The organism is Flaviaestuariibacter flavus (genome assembly GCF_004337505.1).
Classification (GTDB): Bacteria; Bacteroidota; Bacteroidia; order Chitinophagales; family Chitinophagaceae; genus Flavisolibacter; species Flavisolibacter flavus.
This window is the reverse complement of the sequence record NZ_SJZI01000042.1, coordinates 372,280-388,938: the sequence shown is the minus strand read 5'-3', so window position 1 is coordinate 388,938 and position 16,659 is coordinate 372,280. Positions and strand designations below refer to the sequence as shown.

10 protein-coding genes and 1 tRNA gene are annotated in these 16,659 nt (G+C 59.0%); 3 read left to right on the top strand and 8 right to left on the bottom strand.

The genetic code is table 11. The annotated features are described in order from the left end of the window. Positions 1–97: 97 nt before the first annotated feature. A complete protein-coding gene (locus EPD60_RS09600) occupies positions 98–676 on the top strand; it encodes a MarC family protein (RefSeq protein ID WP_131449185.1) in 579 nt (192 codons plus the stop codon). A gap of 142 nt (positions 677–818) precedes the next feature. Then, positions 819–893: transfer RNA gene (locus EPD60_RS09595), tRNA-Arg, on the top strand. 218 nt (positions 894–1,111) lie between these two features. Here EPD60_RS09595 and EPD60_RS09590 read toward each other — a convergent pair. Then, positions 1,112–3,238 carry a T9SS type A sorting domain-containing protein gene (locus tag EPD60_RS09590; protein ID WP_131449183.1) on the bottom strand — a complete coding sequence of 709 codons (2,127 nt, stop codon included), beginning with the start codon at positions 3,236–3,238 and terminating at the stop codon, positions 1,112–1,114. A gap of 178 nt (positions 3,239–3,416) precedes the next feature. On the opposite strand from EPD60_RS09590, the gene EPD60_RS09585 reads away from it, so the two are divergent. Next, positions 3,417–4,148, top strand: coding sequence for a carbon-nitrogen hydrolase family protein (locus EPD60_RS09585; RefSeq protein ID WP_131449181.1), 732 nt, complete (start codon positions 3,417–3,419; stop codon positions 4,146–4,148). Between the two features lie 56 nt (positions 4,149–4,204). Here EPD60_RS09585 and EPD60_RS09580 read toward each other — a convergent pair whose 3' ends face one another. The 7 genes from EPD60_RS09580 to EPD60_RS09550 all read right to left on the bottom strand — a co-directional run bounded on the left by EPD60_RS09580 (position 4,205) and on the right by EPD60_RS09550 (position 16,658). Further along, positions 4,205–5,644: a glycoside hydrolase family 30 protein gene (locus tag EPD60_RS09580; protein ID WP_243647796.1), complete on the bottom strand. Its 1,440-nt coding sequence runs from the start codon at positions 5,642–5,644 to the stop codon at positions 4,205–4,207. Between the two features lie 87 nt (positions 5,645–5,731). Further along, the gene (locus EPD60_RS09575; RefSeq protein ID WP_131449179.1) at positions 5,732–6,928 is read right to left on the bottom strand and encodes a family 16 glycosylhydrolase; all 1,197 of its coding nucleotides are present in this window, start codon (positions 6,926–6,928) and stop codon (positions 5,732–5,734) included. Between the two features lie 50 nt (positions 6,929–6,978). Further along, entirely contained in the window at positions 6,979–9,183 is a 2,205-nt protein-coding gene (locus EPD60_RS09570; RefSeq protein ID WP_207896592.1) for a glycoside hydrolase family 3 C-terminal domain-containing protein, read from the bottom strand. Positions 9,184–9,203: 20 nt separating this feature from the next. Further along, positions 9,204–10,916, bottom strand: a complete 1,713-nt coding sequence (locus EPD60_RS09565; protein WP_131449177.1) for a cellulase family glycosylhydrolase — start codon at positions 10,914–10,916, stop codon at positions 9,204–9,206. A 138-nt stretch (positions 10,917–11,054) separates the two neighbouring features. Next, positions 11,055–11,966 (bottom strand): hypothetical protein, encoded by a 912-nt coding sequence (locus EPD60_RS09560; RefSeq protein WP_131449175.1) that lies wholly within the window; start codon positions 11,964–11,966, stop codon positions 11,055–11,057. A gap of 27 nt (positions 11,967–11,993) precedes the next feature. Further along, entirely contained in the window at positions 11,994–13,505 is a 1,512-nt protein-coding gene (locus EPD60_RS09555; protein WP_131449173.1) for a RagB/SusD family nutrient uptake outer membrane protein, read from the bottom strand. 18 nt (positions 13,506–13,523) lie between these two features. Further along, positions 13,524–16,658 (bottom strand): SusC/RagA family TonB-linked outer membrane protein, encoded by a 3,135-nt coding sequence (locus EPD60_RS09550; protein WP_131449171.1) that lies wholly within the window; start codon positions 16,656–16,658, stop codon positions 13,524–13,526. Position 16,659 lies beyond the last annotated feature (1 nt).

The following is a 16,659-nucleotide window of genomic DNA, read 5'->3' as shown; positions in this document are numbered from 1 at the left end:
ATCGTATTGACTTCTCGTTCTCTTGTTATCTCGTTCTCTTTTTCTCTTTTTCTGTTTTCTCCCGTTCTCGTTCGCATCTTTGTGGCAAACCCTTTCCATGGAAATCAACGTCAACGAGCTGCTCACGGTGACCTTCACCCTTTTTGCCGTGATTGACATCGTGGGTGCCATCCCGGTGCTCATTTCGCTGAAGAATAAGCTGGGCGGCATCCACGAGGTACGTGCCACGCTGATCTCGGGTGCGCTGATGATCGGCTTCCTGTATGGCGGCAAGCCCTTCCTGGGGCTGCTGGGCCTGGATGTAAAATCCTTTGCCGTGGGCGGCTCCATCGTCATCTTCATCGTGGGTCTGGAAATGGTACTGGGCGTAGAGTTCTTCAAAGGTGAAAGCGAAGCGCGCGCCGCCACGGTGGTGCCCATTGCCTTTCCGCTTATTGCCGGCTCGGGTACGCTGACTACCATCATCTCCCTGAAGGCCAACTACGACTACACCACCATGCTGCTGGGCATCCTGGCCAACCTCGTTTTCGTGTTGATCGTGTTAAAGTCGCTCCGTCACATCGAGCGCCTGCTGGGGCCTTCGGGTCTGCTGGCCATACGTAAGTTCTTCGGCGTTATCCTGCTGGCCATTGCGGTGAAAATCTTCGCCACCAATGCGCACGGCCTGATCAGGTAGGAGTCGGGGGATTAGTCTATTGGTTAATTGGTCTATTGGTAACTTGTACGCTACACCTTCCATTACCGCATTACCGCATTCTCACAGCACATTAGCGCATTTCCCTATCTTTGTCGGCCCGCGGCGAAACCGCAGCGGCAATGGCCTCGTAGTACAATGGATAGTATAAGAGTTTCCGAAGCTCCAGATCCAGGTTCGATTCCTGGCGAGGCCACCAAACGCAAATGCCCTGACAATCCGTCGGGGCATTTGCATTCAGAACCTTACCAGCCACGCAAAAGCCGCGACACCATACTCGCGCCGGCCTATGCGCCATTTGCAGGGAGCACGCGGAAGCCGCTGCAAACCACGAGATGCCATGCAAAAAAGCCGACCGACAGGCATTACCTGTGGTCGGCTTATCGTGCTTTCGGATGGCACCGGATATATCCCGGGTTACAGCTTCACGACCTGCCGCTGCAGCGTGCGGCCGCTCCGGCTGTCGGTAAGCAGCAGTGTATATACACCCGCGGGCAGCCCGCTGACGTCCATTGTGGCGGTGTTGCCGCTAAGGGTGTGGGAGCGACCTGCCGGGCGCCCCATGCTGTTCAGCAGGGTGGCCGTAAGCAAACCGCCGGGGCGGCCCTTGTAGCGGATCTGCAGGGCACCGCGCACCGGGTTCGGGCCAACCGTAAGCTCCGATGCATCGGCTACAAGGTTGGACGCTGCGGTGGCAACACCGGCGACGCTGAAGTTATAGGCAACCGTTGCCTGCCCGTCGGATTGCTCCAGCAGCGGAAAGGCATAGCGCACCGGCACTGAATAGCTGCCGGTAACCGATGCGGTATAAGTACTGGCCGTTTGATAGGTATACCACATACGGCCATTGATCTGCACGGAGTCGACGGCCGCGGGGTTGGTGAGCGTAGCGTCGGCGGAGGGTGAAAGGCCCGAAACGCCGCTCAGTTGCCACGTGATGCCCGTCAGGCGATGGGGCGAGCGCACCACGAAGCGGAAAGGCGCGCCGGCCTGCACGGTATCGGTGCCTTCTGCGCTGCCCTGTATGCGGGCAGTAGGCCAGGCGTCGAGGTTACGCACCAGCAGTCCCACATTATAGCCATAGCTCTCCACCGAGCCGAGTCCGTACGTGATTGCGGTGAACGCCGAATCGCACTGGATCTGCACGGAGGCCTGCGCCGCCGTCCAGCTTTTTACAACAATCTTATAGCCGGCGAGGCGCGGGTGATCATATACGTGGTTGAAGGCGGAGCCACCATCGATGCGCAGCGAGGCAAGCGCAGCATCAGGCACAATCACCGTAGCATAGTTGATCGAGATCCCCTCCCGGGTGTTGCGGAAAAAGCGGGCCGAGGTAATGCCCTGGTCCAGGGCTGTAAGGAATACCATTTCCGGGTCGCCAAGGCTGCCAACGCAGCTGCCACCGCCCATGAACTGTCCAACCATAACCGGCTTGTCCGCTTCAATGAGTTCCGGCTGGTTGCTGGCGAAAATATAATAGCCATCTACGCCCGGGGTGAGCACCACGCCATTCCGCCGCACCACGGTATTGGGCCAGCGGGTAATCACCTTGTACACATTTGTCTGGAAGGTACTTGCGGCCGTTGAGGTAGAAAAAGGCGCGGTCAGGTAACGGGTGCCCCAGGCATGCGCGGGGAAGGCCTGCTGCATGTCATTATCGCCGCCACCCGAGCCGCCGCAAAGCATTTCGCCCGAAGTGCGCGAGCTACCCGAAAAGACAGCAATGGGCTGGCTGACACCGAGGCTGTTGACAACCGACCGCACCCGCGTACCGGTCATCTGGCTTTTGGCCGAAGCACTTTCAGGAGCACCCAAAACCTGGTAGACCTGTCCTTTGCTGAGGGTCACCGTAAACGGCACGCCGGCCGGCTTACCGAGACGGGTCGCCACGCTCGGGGTGATCTCCACCATAGTACTGTCTTCCCTGGCAACTACATAAACCCAGGAAAAGCAATTGGCGGCATAACTCTGGGCGCTGTTCACCGAGGTATAGGAATAGCCCCAGGCGTTCGTTGGCAACAGCAGGGCCGCACCCGAAGATGCCGAGCCATAAATATGCGCATAAGCAACGATGGGCACATTACTTTCAATGTGAACCGAACGATTGAAGATGCCTTCGCCCCCATTACCACCGAGCGACACCGGCGGTGAATAGAGGCGCATGTCATAAGCGCCGCTCTTTGCAATCAGATCGGTCGTGATCGTTGTATTTGCCGGTACGTTGTAGGTGTACACTCTGGGAGTTGCGCTGCCGGTAACGAGGGTCACCGTAACGGTAGCAGCCTGCTCCGCACTCAGGTAGAGCACCATCTCCTGGGCGTTTGTCTGCCCCGGCTCCATAAACTGGTGGTGCCCATAGCCCACCCAGAAATCCGTTCCGCGGTTGGAAAGCGTCGGGGCCTGGGCACGGGCATCCTGGGCAAATACGGCGGCAACTACGCTTAATGCGGAAAGAATTCGAATTAGAACCGGTTTACGGAAGAAAAAAATTACCGGCCGCGCAGCAGGGCAGCCTTGTGGATTGAGGGCTTTGGGATTCATCATTTGCAGTTGCTTTAGTTTGGGGTTGGCGGCACAGGAGCGCTGCCAGCGGCCCGTATTTTTACGGTCCAGGTATATAAAGATGCTTAAAAATTGAAAACTGCTGCGTACCGCCAAAAAATAAACGCCGGGGCGGCACGAAATCGCCCCGAGGCCGGGCTTATTTTTAGAAAAAGTAATCATGATCCTTTGCGCGGCTCAAATCCGACCCCTTGCCGGCGACCGGGCGCACAACCTGGTACTGCACGAACGTTTTGTGCGGGCTGCAGCAGCGGAAGGCGCCGCCCTGGTACTTTTCCCCGAGCTGTCGCTGACGGGCTATGAGCCCCGGCTGGCCGCTGAGCTGGCATTTACGGGCAATGAGCCCGAACTCCACTCCCTGCAGCAATTGGGCGACGCCCACCACATCGTGATCGGCGCCGGCCTGCCGGAAAGAGCCGCCTCCGGCACCCGCATCGGCCTGCACTTTTTCATTCCCAACAAGCCGCGGCAGCGTTATGCCAAGCAGCTGCTGCATGACGACGAGTTGCCCTTCTTCATCGCCGGCACCGAAGCGCTCCTGGTGGAGCTCGACGGCCTGCGCCTGGCGCCGGCCATCTGCTACGAATCCTTGCAACCGGCACACGCCGCTACGGCGGCAGCGCATGGCGCGAGGGTCTACCTGGCCTCTGTAGCCAAGTCAGAAAACGGGTTGGCGAAAGCGCAGGCCCATTACCCTGCTGTGGCACAACAACACAACATGCACGTGCTGATGGCCAACGCAGTTGGACCGGCCGATGATTTTATCTGTGCCGGTAGCAGCGCTGCCTGGACGCCTCAAGGCGAACCTGCGGGCGCACTCGATGCGCACTCGGAAGGCATCCTGATCTACGACACCGGAAGCGGCGATGCCCGCTCATTACTGCTTACGTAGCATACAAAAAAGCCCGCGGTGAAAACCGCGGGCGCTGTATGACACAAGGAGAAAAATCACCAAACGAAAGTGCCCACCGCACCGCCTTCGAGCAAAGCGGTCACCTGGCGGCCACCCTGGCGGATATTGAAGCTGCGCGGCGTGCCGCCGCTGTTGAGCACCAGCAGCACCTTTTTGCCAGCCGGCGTCGTGTAGGCTACGTTGGGCAGGCCTGTCACGATGCTGCTCTGCACCCGCACAGAGCCTTGCGGCACAAAGCGCGAGCTGTGTGCAACCACGTAATACGCGGTGTTGCGCAGCACACTGTTGCCGCTGATGGTGAGGGCGCCAAGACAGGTGCTGCAGCCGCCCTGGTCGGTATGCGGGCCGTAGTTGGCATCAGCGGCCAGGTTCCATTCCAGCACGTTGCGGCTCCAGTTGCGCGGTGCGCCGCCCATAAGATTTTCGATATGCCACTTCAGGTCGCCACCAAAGTTGCCGGGCCCGCCGATCCACTGCTCGGTGAAATACACGTTGCGGTCGGGGTGTGCGTTGTGCACCTGCGTCAGCGCCGAAATGTTGCCTGCATACAGGTGAAACGCGGAGCCATCGATATAAGCCTTTGCCGCCGGGTCGTTGAGCACCTGGATGGGATAGCCGGGGTTGTCGGCGTTATGGTCCCACACGATGATTTTGGTGGTGATCCCCGCCGCTGCAAACATCGGCCCGAGGTGGTTTTTGACGAAGTCGGCCTGCTCGGTGGCGCTCATCACCATGCTGGGATTGTTGCCCCCATGCTGCGGCTCGTTCTGCACCGTCACGGCATCAATGCGGATGCCTTCGGCCTGCATGGCCTGGATATATTTCACGAAGTAGCGCGCATAGGCCCGGTAGTACTGCGGCAGCAGGGAGCCGCCGATATAGGAGCCGTTGCTTTTCATCCAGCGCGGCGCCGTCCACGGCGAGCCGAGGATTTTGATACCCGGCTGGATCTGTACGATCTGCTTCAATAACGGAACCAGGTCAGCGTTTTCGGCCGCGATACTGAACTGCTGCTGCAGGGTATCTATTTGGCCCGCCTGCAGTTCGTTGTAAGTAAATGGTGCAGCACTCAGGTCGGAGGCGCCGATGCTGATGCGCAGGTAGCTGACGCCAATGGCATCGCCGCCGGTACCGAACAACTCCTGAAGCAGGGCCGCCCCGGATGAAGCGCTCATGGCGTTGATCAGTTGAGCGCTGCCACCGGTGAGGGTATAGCCAAAGCCGTCCATCGACTGGAAGCGCTGCGTGCTGTCGACGTCGATTACCGGGAAAGTATTTGTACCGGTGCCGAAGGCAAGCGATGCCTGTTGTTGCAGCAGCGCGTTGCCCCCGCCGGTGGTCAGCCACCAGGCAACGGCATCACCCGCCGGTGAAACCGGTGGCGGCTCAACGGGCGGGGCAGGCGCGCTGCCCGACTTGCGGCTACAGGCCAGCGCAAACGCCAGCGTAAGCAGGAAAAATGCGGTATTTTTCACTATTGTTTTTTTTAATAAAAACAGGCAGGGAGCCCAATAACGATTGCTGCGAAAATGGACTCACGCTGCCTGCCACACACTTATGCATTATTGATACACGCGGATATAATCCACGATCATCCATTGCGGGAGATAGGTGGAAGCATCGGGGTTGCCGGGCCAGTTGCCGCCAACCGCGAGGTTGAATATGAGGTAAAAGCGCTCGTTGAAGGGCCAGTTGAGCGCGCCGATATCCGCCCGGTTCACGGTAGAATACAGGTTGTTGTCCACGTACCACTTGATCTGGTCCTGCTTCCATTCAAGCGAGAACACATGAAACTCGTCGTTGAAATTTCCAGAAGGAAGCGTATAGCCGCGGCTTGTTTGCGTGCTGCCGGGGCCGGGACCGTAGTGCAGGGTGCCGTATACCTTGTTGGGTTCATGGCCCACCAGTTCCATCAGGTCGATCTCGCCGCTGCGGGGCCAGCCGCCATATACATTGTCTTGCGGCAGCAGCCATAGCGCCGGCCAGATGCCCTTGCCTTTCGGCAGACGGGCACGGATATCGATGCGGCCGAACTTAAAGGTCTTCTTCCCTTCCGTCAGGATCTTGGATGACGTATAGGCTTTGCCGCTATAGTCTTCCTTGCGCGCCTCGATCACCAGCTTGCCATCCTGGAAAAACAGGTTCTCGGGACGGTCGGTATAGTACTCGAGTTCATTGTTGCCCCAACCACACAGCCCCGGGCAGCCGTCGCCATTCTGGTTTTTCCAGTCGGTAGTGTTGAGAGAAGGCCCGTTGAACTCATCGCTCCACGCCAGCGTATAGCCAGGATAGGATGTGGGCGCATCATAGCCGGCATTGGTGAAGGGCACCCGCGTGTCGTCGTTGATGATCTGGCCGGTGGCGCTGCTGCGGGTGATAACGGCGCCGGAGGCGTTTGCCAGCACCACTTTAAACTGGTCGTCGCCCTCGCGGATATCGTCGGCGGTAACGCTGATGCGGATCCGCTTTTCGGTCTCTCCGGGCGCGAAGGTGAGCGTCGCGCCACTGACGGCGGTAAAATCCTCGCCGCTCCGGGCCGTGCCGTCCTGCGTGCCATATTGCACCGTAACATTTCCCGAAGGCGCGTTTTCCAGGAGCACGCGAAACGCGAACTCGGTGCTTCCGCCATTGCCTTCGGCAAGCGCCAGGTCTTCGATGCTGATGCGCGCCTGCTGGGCCGGCGTGTCTCCGCCGCTACTGCCCCCCTTATTGCAGGCAACCGCCAGCAATAGCAATGCGCTGAAAGGAATCATTTTCATAGTTTTTTTCGTGCGGTTCAAAAATCAATTCAGGCAGCAACGGCCATTGGTCACAGGTTAACGCTCGCGGAAAGCGGCAGGTCGCGCGAGGAGCCGCCGACGAGGATATCGAAGGCTCCTTTGTCAGATACCCATTTGCTCAGCACATCGTTGTAGTACTGGAAAGCATCCTCTCCCAAGGTAATGGTTACCGAGCGGCTTTCGCCGGGCTGCAGCACTATTTTCTGGAAGCCTTTCAGCTCCTTCTCGGGGCGCGGCATCCGTGTCTTCTGCTGGTGAACATATACCTGCGCGGTTTCTGCGCCGGCGCGGCTTCCGGTGTTGGTAAGGGTGAAGCTCACCTTTACTTTCTTGCCGCTCACTTCGGTCTTGATGCCGCTGTAGCGGAATGTGGTATACGAAAGGCCATGGCCGAAGGCAAACTGCGGCGCCACCTTCCAGGTATCGAAGTAGCGGTAGCCAACGTAGATGTCGTCGTTATAATTGACGATGCCGTCGGTGCCGGGGTACTCGCCCAGCTTGTGGGCCGGCGCTTCCGCGAGGGTTTTCGGAAAAGTCATCGGCAGCTTGCCCGAAGGATTCACCGTTCCGAAGAGAATTCCCGCAAGGGCGTTGCCGCCTTCCATGCCGGGATACCAGGCCTGCAGGATGGCGGGCGTCTTGCTCACCCACTGCGTCATGTCTACCGCGCCGCCGCCCATCAGCACCACCACGGTGCGCGGGTTGGCTGCAAGTACAGCGTTAATGAGTTCGTCCTGGCCAAAGGGAAGATACATATCGGGCTTGTCCACGTCTTCCGCATCGTAGGCATTGTCGGCCCATACCGCGTAGTTGTAGCCATGCGTTGTGCCGCCCACATACACTACCACATCGGCAGCTTGGGCGGCGTCAACGGCAGCCTGGATCATACCGGCATCGGCCTTGGCGCCCCGCGCATTGGTGTAGCCGGGAACATAGTTGACCTTTGCATTAGGGCCAACCAGTTTGCGGATTCCCTCCAGCGGCGTTATTTCATAAAACGCCTTCACCTGCGATGAGCCTCCACCCATTGACTGCCGGCGCCCGGCGTTGACACCGATCACGGCGATGCTGCGCACAGACTCTTTTTTCAGCGGAAGGAAATTCTGCTCGTTCTTCAGCAGCACGATGCCTTCCTCGGCCACTTTGCGCGCCGTGGCCTGGTGTGCCGGAGAATTGTAAACACCTTTTTTACGCTGACCGCTGATGACGTTGGTCTTGAGCATTACGTAGAGAATGCGGCGCACTTTATCGTCTACGAGGTACTCCGGCATGAGGCCGCGCTTCACCATCGATATCACCGTGTCGGCCATATAGAACTTACCGTAATTGGGATTGGGCAGCATCGAAAGGTCGGTGCCCATCTCAAGGTCGGTGCCGTTCCACATCGCCTGCTGCGTGTGATGCACAGCGCCCCAGTCGCTCATGAGCACGCCCTTGAAGCCCCACTCCTTTTTCAGGATATCGTTCACGAGGTAGCGGTTTTCGGTAGCCCACTGGCCGCGTACCTTATTGTAAGAACCCATGATGGTGTTGGCACCGCCCTCGGTGATGGCGGCCTTGAAGCCGGGAAGATAGATCTCCCGCAGGGCCCGCTCGCTGAGGTGCACGTCGATGGAGGTACGCTTCACCTCCTGGTTGTTGAGCGCATAGTGCTTGACGCAGGCCGAGATCCCCTGGTCCTGCACGCCCTTCACATAACCCACCACCATCCGCGATACGAGGAAGGGATCTTCACTCGCGTACTCGAAGTTGCGGCCGTTGAGCGGTGTGCGGATGATGTTGATGCCGGGACCGAGAATGACATCTTTGCCCCGCGCGGCGGCCTCGCTGCCGAGCACGGATCCGAAAGCATAGCCCAGCTGCGGGTTCCAGGTGGCTGCGAGGCAAACACCCACGGGCAGGTAGGTGCCGGAGTCGTATACATTCTTGTCGGCATTCCAGTCGCGGCCATGCTCTACGCGCACGCCATGCGGTCCGTCCGACATCACCCACTCCGGTATCTTGAGCCGCGGCACGCCACCCGAGGTAAACGAGGATGTGGCGTGGATCATATTGACTTTTTCTTCGAGAGTCATTTGGCGCAGCAGTGCTTCGGCCTGTTGTTCGAGCGACGACGCGGTGGCCGTTTGGACGCCCTGCGTCATCACCGGCGCGCTCTGCTGGGCCCGCACGCCTGCAGCCAGCAGGGTCCATCCTAAAGCAAGGCAGGCAGGCAGGAATATGTTTCGTTTCATGTGTTTGGATTTGTGTGTTTTCAATTTTTGGGTTGCCCGGCGGCGCCTGTCGGAACAAGCCCGATCGAGGAAAAACGCAGCGTACCTCCTTCAGTACCTACACGCAGGCGGTTGGTTCCGGGCAGCAGCGGGAGGTTGGTCAGTACCCAGGTCTCCTTTGCGGCTACAGGCTCAAGCGCCTTGCCGTTCAGCCACAGTTGCGGCTTTGCAGTAGTACTGCTGTTGGCGGTAAGTATAAAGCGCGCGGCACCACCATCGGCCGAAAATGTATACTGCACCCACTCGCCCGGCTCCAGCTCCACTTCGTAGCCGTTGGCTAGCGCGAGGATATCAATGGCATCGTTGCGGTAAGTCCAGCCGCGGTTCCAGTCGGTGCGCTTGCCGGTGCTCACCCAGTAGTTGCCGGGAGTATTGCTTTGGTAGGCGGCACCGATCGGCCCCATGTCGAAATGCACGGCAGGCAGCACGGTATCCCTGCCCACGCGGTATTGCCGGTAAGGTCTGGCGGCCCCGTCGCGCACCTGGCGGAAGAGGGCATCCACTACGTCGGGATGAAAGCGGGCATGATCGGTGCGGCTGTCGCGCGCCAGCTGCATGAGTCCTGCGAATGCTGAATCGGGCTGCGGCTTCGGCGCCTTACCCTTCCAGTATTCCTGCAGGTTTTTAAAATTCGGGTTCGACGGGATCTCCAGCGGGTTGTTCATCCCCATCTTCTTCAGCGGCCACCAGGCCCAGCCGATTTCCTGCCCTTCGAGCAGGCGCACCGCGTCGCGGAACCAGGCATTCGAATTCTCGCCCGACTCGCCCATCCACACCGGCATGTGGTATTGCCGGCGCAGCGAAAGGATCGATTGCAGGGAGGCTTCGGAGTTCTCGTTCCAGTAACGATGAAAGCTGAGTGCCATGTTCTTGTCCCAGGGCGGAAGCACGTTGCGATAGTTGTTGCCCCAGCAATTGCCTTCGATGATGAGGAGATGGTTGCGGTCTACCGATCGGATAGCCGTTGTGATGCGCTCGTAAAGCGCGCGCATCGGCACGTTCAGCGAATCGTTGCAACCATGCTTGTCGGAGGGATCGGAAAAATTCCAGTTCGTCTCGTTAAGCAGGTCGTAGCCGCCGATCCAGGGCTCGCCGGCATAGCGCCGGGCAAGCTCCTTCCAGAGTGCCACCGTTTTCTCACGGGCCGCCGCACTTTGCCAGAGCGAAGGCTTTGTGCTGTCGCGGTCGGCGATGGGAAGGTCGTTGCCCTGCCCGCCGGGTGCGGCATGCAGGTCAAGGATCAGGTACATTTTGTTGGCGGCGCACCAGCGCAGCAGCGAGTCGGTGAGGCGAAAACCTTCGGGAAGCCACGTTTGTTTCCCGGCCACGGGCTCCGCTTCCACCGGGAGCGTATACAGCGCGTAATGCATCGGCAGGCGCACCGAGTTGAAGCCCCAGGCGGCCATCGAATCGATATCGGCCTTTGTAGCGAAATGCTGCAGCCAGGCAGCATAAAATGCCGCACTGCGTTTTTCACCGACGGCTTCGGTAATGCGTGCGCGGATCTCCTGCTGGTTCACCGCTACTCCGCTCAGCCCGAGCATATAGGGCTCCTGGAGCATCCAGCCGCCAAGGCCCATACCCCGCAGCAGCACCGGCTTGCCGGCACCATCGACGATGCGCTCGCCGGCGGCATGCAGGTAGCCCTGCGCAGTGGCGCCTAATCCTGTCAGCAGCATTGCGACAAGCGTCAAACCTTGTATAAATACGGTACGCACGGGTTGGGGATGAATGATGCAGCAGGGAAAGAAAGGGGGCTTCCGGCCTCGACAGGCCGACAGTCCCACCTTTGCTTACGTCTGCTTGCTATGTAAAGAAAAAACTGCCGTTGATCACGGCTTGGGCTTGAAGGTGAACTTCCACTGGCCCCAGCCATACATTTTGCGCACCACGAGCTTCGAGGAAGTGAGCTCGACGATCTCGTAGGTATTCTCGGCTTCGGGCATGTTGATGGTGCCGTTCTGCCCGGCCTTATACAGGCCCAAATGCGCACCCGTTCCGATTACCTTTAGCTGGTTGGCGCCGATGATCTGGAAGGTGAAGTTGCCGGAGCCCCAGGGCCGGTATTGCGGCTGGATGGCCGAGGCCGGGTAGCAGCCAATGTTGGTGCCGGGTCCGGCCATGTCGGCGGGGAAAGGCGCATTCGCTTCGTCATCCACGCGCAGGTCGCCCTTGTCGTCGAAGATGAAGGAGCCGTCCATCTTAAAAGTATACTCGTCGTTGAAGAGACAGGTGCGGTCGGGCGCGTTCACATCGGCGGCGCCGTTGCTCCACCACTGTGCGCCGCCGGGGTCGCCTACCCAGAGTGCGCCGCCGCCGGGCTGGTCAAGAATCCAGGTCTTCGTGCTGTTGCCGGTAAGCACCTGCTTCAGCGGCACATCCTGCGGCACGTTGAGCGATTTGGTCACCACTTTCGATCCGCCGGGCCCATAAGCGATCAGGCTTACATCGTAGACGCCGCGCAACGGGATGAACAGGGTGTCGACGGTCTTGGTATAGAGCGCCATCTTTTTATTCCGTGCCGGGTCCTGGCTGTACCTTGTTTCCCATTGAAACTGGTTGGCATTGCTGATGCCGGTGATTTCAACGCGGTAATAATTAGAAAGCGAAGGCAGCGGCGTAATCGTGAAATCCGCGGTGGGCGCGGGCGCCAGCTCCTTGACGTCATATTTACAGGCAACGATGCCCAGGCAGGCGGCAAGCGCCATGAGGACCGGTGCCGTATAGCGGGAATACTTTTTCATGTACTTGTAGTTTTACGGTAAAGCAGATCAGAAACCATTGTTTTGTGTGAGGTTGCCCGACTGAACATCGAACTGCGGGATCGGCAGCAGCTCGTGTTTGCCGGCAACAAAGCCGAGTGGTCCGAGCACCTGTGCTGCGCGCCCCCAGCGTACGAGGTCCTGGAAGCGGTGTCCCTCGAATGCAAGCTCCAGTTGGCGCTCCCGCATGATATCGTCCATCGTTACCGAGGTGAGGGCGGGCAGTGCGGTACCGGGGCGCTGACGCACGAGGTTGACATAAGTAAGCGCGTTGGCGGCACTCGGTCCGTTCAGGTTGGCTTCGGCTGCCATCAGCAGCACGTCGGCGTAGCGGATAAGACGCCAGTTGGTTCCATAGTTCAGCTCACCCACCGGGTTTCCGGTCTGCGTCTGGAAGGAGCCGTACTTGCGCTGGAAATAGCCCTGGAAGTCCCAGGCATTGTCGTTGGTCCAGTTGCCGCCGGCAGCCACCAGTTCGGCCTTCGACATGATGGTGGCCTTGCGGCGGTTGATGTCGCCTGCATTCGTAAAGGCATCCCACATGCCCTGGCGGGGCAGGTTGAAGCCCCAGCCGGCCAGCAGTGAATCCGAAGGCGCCTTGGTGTAGAAGTCGGCGCGGGGGCCCATCAGCTGGATATGGATATTGCTTTCCGGCGCACCGCCCCAGGGAAAGTTACCCCAGTCGTAATTGCGCATATTGGTGTAGGAAATCTCAAAAAGAGATTCGCGGCCAAACTCGCCGGATTGCGAGAAAACCTTACCAATTGAAGGCTCGAGGCTGTACTGTCCCGAGCTGATCACAGCATCGAATGCCGTGGCGGCGGCTGCATATTTCTTCTGGTACAGCAGCGCTTTGCCGAGGATGGCCTGCGCGGCTCCTTTCGAAATGCGGAAGCGGTCATTAGCCGGATAGGTGCTCTTCAGCGGCAGGTCGGGGATCGCTTCGTTCAGGTCCTTTTCGATCTGCGCGTAGATCTCGGCCTTCGGTCGGCGCGGAGTGTTGGTAAACTGGGAAGGCACGAGGTCTTCGAGCACCAGCGGGGCATCACCCCACAGCGACACCACCTCGAGGTAGTTGTAAGCGCGGAGGGCCTTGGCTTCGGCCACCAGGCGCCTGCGCAAGGGGTTGCTCGCCTGCGTGCGGCCGATCACTTTGTTGGAGCGGTAGATCGAGTAGTAAAAAAGACGCCAGGAATCCCGCACCTTGTCGTTGTTGGCGCTGAAGTTGTAGTCGTCGAGCTGCTGGTAGCCGGGCTGGTCGCCGTCGTTGGAGCCACCCGCATTGCTCTCGTCGGTCAGCATCGTCTTTACCATGTACGGGCTCGCCCAGTTGTTGTTGTAGTGGGCCTGCATCATGTCGTAAATGGCAATGGTGCCCTGGTTGATCTCGTCGTCGGTTTTGTAGAACTCCGTTTCGGGAAGCGTGCCCTGTACCGGCTGGTCAAGAAACTTCTTGCAGCCTCCGGCCATTATAGCCAGGCCCAGGCAAAGAAATCCGGATTTTATAGAAAGCATTTTCATTTCGCAATCGTTTGAAGGTTAGAAGGAAAGATTTACGCCGACTGTTGCTTTGCGCGGGATGGGGTAGCCGCCACGATCGATACCAATTGAGGCACCACCGTTGTTGCCAACTTCGGGGTCAACACCCGGGTACTTGGTAAAGGTGAAGTAGTCGTCGAGCGACACGTATATCCGGGCGCTGCTCATGCCGGCGCGGCGCAGCAGCGAGGGGTTGAACGTATACCCCAACTGCAGCTGGCGGATGCGCATAAAGTCGCCATCGAAAACCATCAGGTCGCTGTTGTAGATCTTGTCGTTCGAAGTGTTGGCGGCAAACCAGGTGTTGGTACTGCCTTCACCGGTCCAGCGGTTGTTGAAGAAGAAGGCCGGCTTGTTGGCAGTGGGGCGGTCGGTGCGGTTAAAGCCCATGAGCACCTGGTTGCCGGTCTGGCCCTGGGCCAGCACGTTCAGGTCGAAGCCCTTGAACTCGAGGTGCGTGTTGAGGCCGAAGATAAACTTGGCGTGGGGCGACCCGATATAGGTCATATCGCTCGAGTTGATCTGCCCGTCGCCGTTCACGTCTACAACAACAGGCTCACCCGGCTTGGGGGTATAACCCGTGATGTGGTTCTTGGCGAGGTACTCGGTTACCTGGGCCTGGTTCTGGAATATGCCGTCGGTTTTGTAGCCCTGGAAGTACCAGATCGGGTAGCCTACCTGTATGGCCGAGGCCGTCCAGCCGGTGCCGATGCCGGCGCCGTTGATGATCGGGGAGTTCGGATCGAGGTAGGTCACCTTGTTGTCAACGGTGCTGAAGTTGCCTCCGACCGACCAGCTGAAGCCGCGCGACTTGCGGGCCGGCTGGCGGAAATTCAGGTCCACATCCCATCCCTTGTTCACCACGTTACCGGCGTTTACAGTAGAGATGAAGTTACCTACGTACAGGGGAACGGTGCCGCCGGTAAGGAGATCCTTGGTGGTCTTCTTGTAACGGTCTACCGTCAGGGTAAGGCGATTGTTGAGAAACGAAAGGTCCATACCCACATTTAACTGCTCGCTGGTTTCCCAGGTGAGCTCGGGGTTGGGCAGCGAGCCGGGAGCGGCTCCCTGCAGGGCGGTATTGTTCGGGTCGTAATAGAAGCCCGAAGGAACCACCTTATTCATCCATTCGCCGACGCCAAGCGAGGAGACGGAGCCCACCTGACCCCAGGAAGCGCGCAGCTTACCGTAGTTCAGGATATTCTTGACGCGGCCGGTGAGGAAGTTCTCGTTGGAAAAGACCCAGCCGGCAGACACACCCGGATAAGTCTTCCATTCTTTGCCCGGCGCAGCCTTCGAAGTTCCGTCGCGACGCACCGAAGCCATGAACAGGTATTTGTTCTCGAACTCGTAGTTCAGGCGACCAAAAAAGGACGCCAGTGTGTAATCCGTGATACCGCTTCCGATGGAGGCGTTGTTCACGGTACCATTGAAGGAACCGTAAGAGAAGCGCTCCTCCTCGCGGAACAGTCCTGTGTAAGATCCACCCATGTGGTATTCATGCCACTTCTGCTGCGAGGCGCCGGCCAGCACCGTGAAATTGTGCCCGCCAACACGGCGGTTGTAGGTGGCGAAGTTTTCCAGCTGCCAGTAGTTCCAGTTGTCGTAATAATCGTAGCCGCCGGATTTCTCTGCCAGGCTTTCACTCGAGAACCAGTAACGGGGGTTCCAGCCGTGGCCGTTCTGGAAGGCATTGTCGATACCGAAGCGCGAGGTGAACTTAAGACCATTGATGGGCATCAGCTCGATATAGGCAGAACCCTGGATCTTGTTCTGGGTGTTCTTTCCATGCTGGTTTTCGATACGGGCTACCGGGTTGGCATACTCGCCTTTAAGGTAATTCGACAGGCCGTAAAGGCGGCCCTGCGCATCATAGAGCAGCAGCGAGCTTACGGGCGTACCGTTGGCGGTAACGAAGGAGGGGTCGAAGTAGCCCTGCACGTGCGCCGGGTAGTTATTCGGGTCATTGTAGGTCACCGGCGTGGTGGGATCCATCACCAGGGCACTCGAAAGGATGGAGCCGAACTCGTTGTTTTCCGAGATAGCGGAGCGCTGGTGGTTGATGTAGGTAAAGCGCACGCCCATGTTCATCCACTCTTTCACCTTATAGTCGCCGTTGAAGCGGGCGGTGTAGCGCTTGAAGAAAGAGTTGGCGCCGCCGACGATACCATCGGCGCTGAAGATGTTGCCGCTGACGTAGTAGTTGCCCCGGTCGTTTGCGCCGGAGACAGACAGGGAGTGGTGCTGCTGGGGAGCCCGGCGAAGCACTTCGTCGAGCCAGTTGGTGCCGGCACCCATGCCGGCCACGTCGATCATACTGGGCGCACCTGCCACCCCGGCCTCGTTGAGGTACTGGGCATACTGCTGGGCGTCCATCATCTTGATAAAGCCGGGCTTCAGCGACTGCTGGGTGTACTGGCCGGTGTAAGAGATCACAGGACGGGCGTTGTTCTTGCCTGCCTTGGTGGTGATCAGGATTACCCCGTTGCCGGCCTCCGCGCCATAGATGGCTGCCGAAGCCGCATCCTTGAGGATGTCGACCGACTGGATGTCGGAGGGGTCGATAGACTCGAGGCCACCCATCCGGACACCGTCTACTATATATATAGGATCGGAGCCACGGTTAGAGCCCGTACCGCGGATGCGCACCGAAAGGCCCGCGCCCGGCTGACCCGAGGTGGGTAGCACGGTAACACCCGACACACGGCCCTGGAGGGTCTGCTCAACGCGTACATTGGAAACGTTCTGTAGCTGGTCGGCCTTTACCGAGGAAATGGAGCCGGTGGTGACCGCCTTGCGTTGCTGGCCATAGCCTACCACGACCACCTCGTTCATGCTTCCGGTCAGCCCGGTCAGGTTATAGTTATGGGTGCCGGCGGCGCTGATGGTTTGCTCCTGGGGCTCCATGCCCACATGGGTGACGGAAATCACAGCGCCCGGGCGCGGAACACTGATGGTGTAATTACCCCTGGCATCCGTGGTGGTGGCAGTTTTTGTTCCTTTTACAGTGACGGTAGCGCCGGAAACCGGCTCATTGTTGTTGGTCACCCGCCCGGTGACCGTGAGCTCCTGGGCGTCCGCCCGTGAGCCATAGGCACTCAGCAGCGTACATAGCAATGCAATTCTGAATTTCATA